The sequence below is a fragment of the Lactiplantibacillus fabifermentans DSM 21115 genome (assembly GCF_000498955.2).
Lineage (GTDB): Bacteria > Bacillota > Bacilli > Lactobacillales > Lactobacillaceae > Lactiplantibacillus > Lactiplantibacillus fabifermentans.
This window is the reverse complement of record NZ_AYGX02000117.1, coordinates 1-2,814: the sequence shown is the minus strand read 5'-3', so window position 1 is coordinate 2,814 and position 2,814 is coordinate 1. Positions and strand designations below refer to the sequence as shown.

Genomic DNA, 2,814 nt, shown 5'->3' with positions numbered 1-2,814 from the left:
AATTATGACGCTGACTATTCGCATTTATTTGTCTAAAATCTTGACATAGGAGCCGTGGGTCACAAATTAACTGTTACGCTAAGGGCTAGTAAAGCGGTCGGGTACATGTAAATAAACTAAAGTGCGGTTTAATGTTAGCTTGTTTACTGATAAAGTTAATAGCAGGTTGATCAAGCAAGGAAATACTTATGTTCGCCAACTTTGAGTGAGGGCACAGTTCTATATGGGTGACAGCATACTAATTCATGTTAAATAGTTGGCGGTGAACAGTTTGATTAACATTCAATGTCCGACTGCAATAGTTTTAGGCAACAAAGAGTTTCCATTCTTGTTCGTTTCAAATAGTTTATTAAGAGGGAAAAGATTAGCTGTTTAAAAAAGTGGGTTTGCAACAAATACCATTTTAAGTAGCTGATCTTTTCTTTTTCTAAAAAAGTTGGATTAATTTTAAAACCTAGTGTATTGACTAAATACGTAATTAAAAGAACTAATTGCACAGTATTTACTTGCATGTGATTAAAATTAAAGTTTGAGTGTGTTATTATTAATGTAGTTTATTGAGGATGTTTATAGTTATGCGTTTTTAGCATGATTTTAAATAACTTTCGTGCGAAAGATAGGCCCAATTTAAGGAATATCAGAGATTATTAGTAGTTTCTGTTCTAATTTAAATGGTTGGATAACCTTGATAAGCTGGGGCTTTAATGTCAACATTTTATTTAAAATAGTGTGAAAGGTAGGTTCTTTTATGTTAAGGAATAATTATTTTGGAGAGACTAAAACGCATTATAAATTATATAAATGCGGTAAGAATTGGGCTGTCATGGGGATTTCATTATTTTCGCTGGGATTAGGGATGCTAGTCACCAACCGTCCAGTGTCAGCTGATGTGACAGCTACCAGCACCTCAAGTAGTGCAGTAAATGCCGATGCGACTAGTGCCAGCAGTAGCAGTGCAGCGAAGGCCGATGCGACTAGTGCCAGCAGTAGCAGTGCAGCGAAGGCCGATGCGACTAGTGTCAGCAGTAGCAGTGCAGCGAAGGCCGATGCGACTAGTGCCAGCAGTAGTAGTGCAGTGAAGGCCGATGTGACCAGCGCAAGTAGCAGTGCAGCGAAGGCCGATGCGACTAGTGCCAGCAGTAGCAGTGCAGTAAATGCCGATGCCGCCAGCGCAAGTAGTAGCAGTGCAGTAAATGCCGATGCCGCCAGCGCAAGTAGTAGCAGTGCAATAAAGACCGATGCGACTAGTGCCAGCAGTAGCAGTGCAGTGAATGCTGATACAAACAGTAGTGCAGCAAAAGTGGGAATTAGCAATGCTAAATTAGCAACGGACAACTCGTCAAGTCAAACAGATACTACAGGAGTGAATGTTACTTCAAGCTTTAATAATGGGGATACTTTCTCTGGTGGAGGAGGCGTTATAGCGCTAAATACGAGTATTGAAAAAAGTGCAACCATATCTAATGGGACAAAGTTAACTTTTACAGTATCTAATCCTAGCTCGATTAATTGGGACAATATTCAGTTAAATGGTGGTACAACTTATGGCAGCTTAGCTTATGATAAAACCAGTGGGACAATAACATATACGTTCAATACTGATATTTCTAATGCGGGAATTAACTTCATAGTTAATTTGCATACGGCTGCCGCCGATACTTCTAACAATATCATTACGGCATCTTTAAATAATACTTCAGTAGCAATAACTGGTGGTACCAGCTTCAATACAAAAGCTAGTTCTGGCGGAAGCGGGACCTATAATGGTAAAAGATTAATTATAGGAAATGGAGATTATGGATATACTGGTATACAGGATAATTATGTAGGATATATTAGTGGAAAAAACTACTATTTGCCAGATATGCAGTCTATGGACTTTAATATTGTAGTTGATCCAGGATTTTATACTAATTCTGAAAATGATAAGACAGGTCGAACAATAACTTTAAGTATTTCTGGCACAGGTGCTTCCCTACAGGCTGATAATATTTATATAACAGAAAAGGGCGGGTATCCTAATACGTCCAAAAGTTATGTAACATTAGCATCTGTAGGTTGGTCAACAACTCAAATAGATGATCAAACTGTAAAAATATCGATACCTGATAATATGGATATTGGATGGTATGTTTTAGGTATAGTTGCTACTACCCCGGATCTTAATAGTCAGTATATTTTGACGGATCAATATGAGTCTGATTATATAACAACTGCACAAGAAAGCTGGACTTCAGGATATTTTCAAAATATTAATAACAGTGGCTTTGTGCCTAAAATAACAGCGACAGATAAAGATATTAAGCAAGGTACCACTGTTTCTGATATTACTGAATGGTTGCTTGATGGCGTAACAGCATCTGATGTTGAGGATGGAAATCTAAGTTCCACTGTCACTATAAAAGATGATACCAATTTTGTTAACGCTTGGAATAATAATAAAAATGGAGTTTACACCATTATCTATACAGTTACTGACAGTGATGGAAATACAGTAACTCAATCTGTTAATGCAACTATATATTCAGACATTACTGTTCATTATGTTGATAAAAATGGTACGGAGTTAAGCACTCCAACTACTTTAGTAGCTAATAGTATTGGTAGTAGCTATAATGTAATACCTACTTCTCTCATTAAAAAAAATGGGGTAAGTTATTATTATGTTTCTGCAAATAGCAATCTTAGTGGAATCTATGGAGAAAGTAATCAGCCTACAGATATTTATTTAACATATAACATTGATCAAACGTCAATTGACACTAAAGACAGCACGTTAGTAGCGGGCCCTAACACAACCTGGAGTGCGGCTGA

At 37.2% G+C, this 2,814-nt stretch carries 1 protein-coding gene; it reads left to right on the top strand.

The features are described from left to right. Positions 1-748: 748 nt before the first annotated feature. Positions 749-2,814: KxYKxGKxW signal peptide domain-containing protein (locus DY78_RS16435; RefSeq protein WP_056993526.1), on the top strand; the 2,066-nt coding region annotated here is incomplete at its 3' end.